Source organism: Myxococcus sp. AM009 (assembly GCF_013372605.1).
GTDB classification, from domain to species: domain Bacteria; phylum Myxococcota; class Myxococcia; order Myxococcales; family Myxococcaceae; genus Myxococcus; species Myxococcus vastator.
In genome coordinates, this window is sequence record NZ_JABXEP010000275.1 from 1 (window position 1) to 5,603 (window position 5,603).

A 5,603-nucleotide genomic window follows, 5' to 3' on the forward strand; every position below is an offset into this window, starting at 1 on the left:
ATGGAGAACTTGTGCGTGATGGAGCGGCGCTCGTCCAGCCGGAGCCCCGCGCGGTCCGCCGGCGGCTGCCGGACGAGCGCCGCTCCATCACGCACAAGTTCTCCATCGGCGGCCACGAGGGCTACCTGACGGTGGGCATGTACGAGGACGGCCTGCCGGGTGAGCTGTTCATCGTCATGGCGAAGGAAGGCTCGGTGGTGAGCGGGCTGATGGACAGCTTCGCCACCAGCGTGTCGCTGGCGCTCCAGTACGGCGTGCCGCTGAAGGTGCTGGTCGACAAGCTCAGCCACACCCGCTTCGAGCCCAGCGGCTTCACCGGCAACCCGGCCATCCCCATCGCCAAGTCCATCACCGACTACATCTTCCGCTGGCTGGAGCTGAAGTTCCTGCCGAGCGAGGAAGAGAACGCGGTGCTGGGCCGGGTGGACGTGCAGCCGAAGCGGGAGGCCCTGCCCGCTCAGACGGCTTCGGGGCAGCGGTCCGGCTCCAGTTCCTCAAAGGGGTCCACGTGGCTGAATCAGGCGGATGCTCCGCCGTGCCACACCTGCGGCGCCATCATGGTGCGCAGCGGCGCCTGCTACAAATGCGGCAACTGCGGTGCGACCAGCGGCTGTAGCTGAGCGCGCCGCGCCGTTCGTGAAGTGAAGAGGGCTCCGGAGCACCTGGCTCCGGAGCCCTTTTTGCGTCGCCCCTCCTCCGGCTCGCGCTCAGGCGCTCCGGGTGGGGAGACGGGAGAAGGCCTCGGAGGCCTTCTGCGCGATGCGCGTGAGTTCATCGAGCGCGGGCGCGGAGATGGGCTCCGCGCCATGGTCCGCGACGATGAAGGCCACCGCATGGCCCCGGTTCCGGATGGCGATGACGGCCAGGTGCGAGGGGCCCTCCCCACCCAGCGCGGCGAAGATGGCTTCGTCCTGGGGACATGCCGGTGCGTCGAAGACGCTGGCGCTCGGGGACGTCATCGCGGTGTGCAGCAGGGACGGCGCTTCGAGGTCGACCTTGAGGCCGGCGACCGCAGCGCTGTCACTGCCCGGGCCCCAGGCATGCCCCACCCGCGCGAGGCCGAGGCTCTCACCCAGGAGGAAGGCGCGCTGGTAGCGGCCCGCGCAGTACGCCAGCACCACCCTGCCGAGCGTGCCCTGGGTGTTCACGACGTCGAGCGCCGACAGCACGTGCTCCGCCGTCACGGCAGGGCCACCCTCGGGCACCTCCGTGGACGCGCTGGCCGCCGCGGCCAGGAGCGTGGCGATGACCTCCGAAGGCTCCGCCGTCGTGGGCTGCCATGGCTGCTGGATGAAGTCCCACGCCGAGGCCAGGGGCACTTCGGTCGCAGCGGGGGCCGCGGTCGGGCCGTCGAGGTCCACCACGCGGTCCGCCCAGGTCGTCTCCGGAACGTGGCCAATGGGACCCGCGTCATCGCCGCCCTGCCAGCCCACGAACTCCCACGTCGAAGCGAGCTGCATCGGCTCGTCGGACGCGCCGGACAGGTCGTCCAGTTCAATCGGCGCCCGAGGCGTGGGGGTGACGGGCGGGGTCGCGAGTTCGGGTGTCTCGGCGAAGGACGCGGGAGCGCCGTCACTCGCGGTGGGCGCCGTGGCGTCGACGCCGCCCGCCGGGGCAACGGGTGTGGTGAGCAGGTCACCATGCTCCGCGACGACGAAGCCTCGTGCCTTGCGCGGCGCCAGGCTGTCCTGTGTTGGCGGCTCCTCGTGCGTGCCTGGCGCAGCCTCCGCCGCCATCGGATCGGAGTCGCTGGCGCTGGCCGCCAGGTCCAGCTTGAGGCCGAAGGGCTGCGTCACCTCACCGAAGGGCAGCGCGGCCCGCTCGCCCGTGGATGGAACGGCGGCGGGAGCGGACTCGATGGACAGTGTTGGTTCGGTTGCCGCAGCCAACTCCGCGACTCCGTGAGACGACGCATCGCTCGGTGTCGCGGTGGCTTGGGAGTTCGTGGCGACGGCTTGAGCCGTGGAGTGCTCAACGGCATCGGCCACGAGGACTGGACCGGAATCGGCCTGCGAGGCCTCCGGCAGCGCTTCCGCACTGGGAGGTTGCTCGGTCCCGGGTTCCACCGTAGCAGAGGCCTCCGTGCCATCCGGCGTTGCCACCTCCTCCGAAGCCGTCGGCACGACTTCGCTGGAGCCTGCATCCGTGAGGCTGCCGCCCGGAGCGACATCACCGGACGACGTCGATACCACCGCGCTCACAGCGACTGCGTCCGGCGATTCAACTGGAGAGGTGTCCGCGTGCTGTGAGGTCCCAGCGTCCAGCCCTGGAGTCGATGCATCCGCCGGTTCAGCAACGGCGACACCTTCATTCGTGGACGACGGGACGTGCGCACCCTCGAGTGCCACAACTGCCGTTTCCACGGTCCCCTGAGGAGCCAGTGCCGGCGACGACTCGCCATCGGCGGACGCTTCGGGTGCCGCATCGCTCACACCGGCAGCATGGGGCTCGGTGTCAACCGAACGCGTGTCACTCGAACCATCGGCGACATCCGGCGCGGCAGGAGCGTCAGCACGTGCATCCGAGGTCGAAGTGTCCGCGGTGGTCGCAGCAGGCGTCTCAACGCTCTCACTTGCCACGCCAGAGTCATTCGGCTGGGCAGTCACGAAGCTTGTGGCCGAGGCCTCGACGTTCGCACCTGGACCAACGGAGTCGTCCGGCTGTGCCGAAACGCCATCGGCCGTCGATGCGGCCGCGAGCGCATTCGCATCACCGGCAACTTCCTGCGCGGAGGAAGCTGCACCCGCCACCGAGTCGTCGACGCTCGAGGTGGCGACATTGGCCGTGTCCAACACCGCGGATGCGGCTACGGCTTCAGCGCCCGGCCCCGCGACACTGGCTGCTTCCGAGTCAGCGGCAACTGCGCCTGCTACCGCTGACTCGACAGCGGCATTCGGTGCGTCGTGAATGGGACTGGCCGCCGGTTCCTCGGCCCGAGCACCTGTTACATCCGCGGCCTCCAGCACAATGGGAGCGGCGCCGATTGCCTGAGCCTCGGAAGCCGCGACCGCGGCAACCGCAGCGTCCGACGAAACCGCGGCGGCTTCGGTTGCGACACCACCCGATTCCACACTGACGTCCGGTGCCGTCACTCCAGCGGCTTCGCTCGCGACGCCACGCGCTGCCGTACCGACGCCCTCTGCCGTCACCTCAGCGGTTTCGTCAACCGCCTGCGGCCCACCTGACGCGTCGGTGGCAATGACCGGCTCAACCACGGTCGTGGCATCCGTCCGGGCTGGCGTCTCGGGAGCCACCTCCACGTCCACCGACGGCGCACCTTCAACCGCGACAGGGGTCGCCGGCACCACGTCGGAAGCCGTGACGGCAACGGCATCCACGTCCAACACCACTTCAGAGTCCGAGGGCAACGCCTGCGAAGGAGCCCCACTCGCGTCGACGGCAGACGGCACGTGCTCTTGAACCGCCGCCTCAGCTGGGACGCCACCCTGTTGTGGCACCACGCCGAGTTCGGTGGAGTCTTCGCGCGCTTCAGACGCGAAGGGCGCAGGTGCGACACCGTGCCCACGATGAACCGCAGGCGACATTCCGGGAGGAACCGGCATTCGGCTTGAGTCAAGGTCCTGCGCCGGGACGTCACCGCTCGGCACCGAAGCCCCCAGGGCTTGCTCAAGGTGGAACGGACGTTCCGTTCCATCCGCGGCGGCCGAGGACGAGGCAGTGTGTGCTTCCACTGGAGGAGTCTCGGCTGGCTCGTCGGTCCGCGGAGCTTCCGCAGCGGCATTGCCAGGGACTGGCATTTCCGCTTCCGCGGGCCGTGCATCCCCCGATGACGCGGGAGGCGGCAGCGCTCCGGGAGGTGTCATTTCCACGGGAAGCTGCGACGACATGCCCGCTGGATGCGCAGCGACCACGCCTGAAGGTGGCGTCGGGGCCGCATGCACGGGCGGTCCACTCATTGGGCCCTGCGCCATGCTCGGCGTGGGTGCGCCCTGAAGAGGAACAGGCGGGCCACCGACGGACGAAGGTTCGGGCAGCGTGCTCGGAGGCGTCTGTCCGTGAGGCGAGTGCGCATGAGGCTGCCCCGGCCCGGCGACAGACCGCTCCCCAACACTCATCTCCGAAAGCAATGCTCCGGGAGGCACGGGCGCCGGGGGCACGCCGTGCGCAGGCGGAGGCTGTACGCCTGTCATTCCGGGTGGCACCGTCCCGCGAGGCACGGGCACTTGGGGCATCCCGTGCGCAGGCGGAGGCGGTGCTCCCGCCATTCCCGGTGGCATCGCCCCGGGAGGCACGGGCGCCGGGGGCACGCCGTGCGCAGGCGGAGGCTGTGCGCCCATCACTCCTGGGGGCATCGCCCCACGAGGCACCGGAGCCTGTGGAGCCCCGTGCGCGGACAGAGGCGGAGCGCCCGCCATTCCTGGTGGCATCGCCCCGTGAGCCCCCGGCACCGCAGGCAGTCCCGGCGACGACGGCGGTCGCGCTCCCATCCCCCCCGCAGGCACCGGCCCGTGAGGCCCAGGCTGGCCAGGTGCAGGAGGCCGTGCTCCCATCATCCCCGCAGGCACCTGCCCATGCGGCCCTGGCAATCCGGGCGCGGGCGGAGGCCGTGCTCCCATCATTCCCGGAGGCACCGGCCCCGCATGAGGTCCGGGCATCGCGGGCAGCCCCGGAGACGACGGGGGTCGTGCTCCCACCATCCCCGGAGGCACCGGCCCAAGAGGCCCCGGGACCGCGGGCAGCCCCGGCATGGACGGCGAGCGATGTCCCATCACCCCGGGAGGAACTGGCCCGTGTGGCCCGGGCGCGGCGGGCAGACCCGCCGCGGACGGAGGCCGTGTCCCCATCATCCCCGGTGGCACTGGTCCATGAGGCCCCGGCACGGCGGGCAGGCCCGTCGCGGACGGAGGCCGATGTCCCATCATTCCGGGAGGAGCTGGCGCAGCGGGCCCGGAAGCGCCCCCTGCCATGCCAGGGGGACCCGGCACCGCAGGCAGACCCGTCGCGGACGGAGGCCGATGCCCCACCATCCCGGGCGGCACCGGAGCACCCGCCCCCATCATCCCGGGAGGCACCGGAGCACCCGCTCCAACCATGGCCGGAGCCTGCGCCCCCACCCTCCCGGGAGGCACCGGAGCACCCGCTCCAGCCATCGCAGGAGGTGGTACGCCCATCATCCCCGGTGGCACCGGCCCATGAGGCCCCGGCACTGCCGGTCCCCCCGTCATGGACGGAGGCCGAGCGCCCACCATGCCTGGCGGCACCGGACCGTGTGGCCCAGGAACCGCGGGCAGGCCCGTCGCGGACGGCGGACGATGTCCCATCATCCCTGGAGGTGCGGACATCCCTCCGGGCGCGGACGACGGCGCTGCGCCCACCATCCCCGGAGGAATCTGCGGACCAGCAGCGCCCGCGCCGGGTGCGCCATGCACCGCTGGCAGTCCCGTCGCGGAGGACGGCCGAGCCCCGGCCATCCCCGGCGGCATCGACGCACCAGGCACAGGCGGCGCGCCCACCCTGTCCGGAGGTCCCGCCACCGACTGAAGCCCAGGAGACGACGGAGGCCGAGCCCCCATCGTCCCCGGAGGCACCGGCGCCCCCGAGGGCCGCGCGAGCATCCCAGGCGGAACACCCATCCCCTCGCC

Annotated in this window: 1 protein-coding gene and 1 pseudogene; one reads left to right on the forward strand and one right to left on the reverse strand. The window is 71.5% G+C overall.

The window, feature by feature from the left end; translation table 11 throughout:
- Nucleotides 1-620, forward strand: a pseudogene (locus HV824_RS34670) (vitamin B12-dependent ribonucleotide reductase); the annotation flags it as partial.
- Between the two features lie 87 nt (nt 621-707).
- Here the strand turns inward: HV824_RS34670 and HV824_RS34675 are convergent.
- Nucleotides 708-1,889, reverse strand: coding sequence for a general secretion pathway protein GspE (locus HV824_RS34675; protein ID WP_176425179.1), 1,182 nt, complete (start codon nt 1,887-1,889; stop codon nt 708-710).
- Nucleotides 1,890-5,603 lie beyond the last annotated feature (3,714 nt).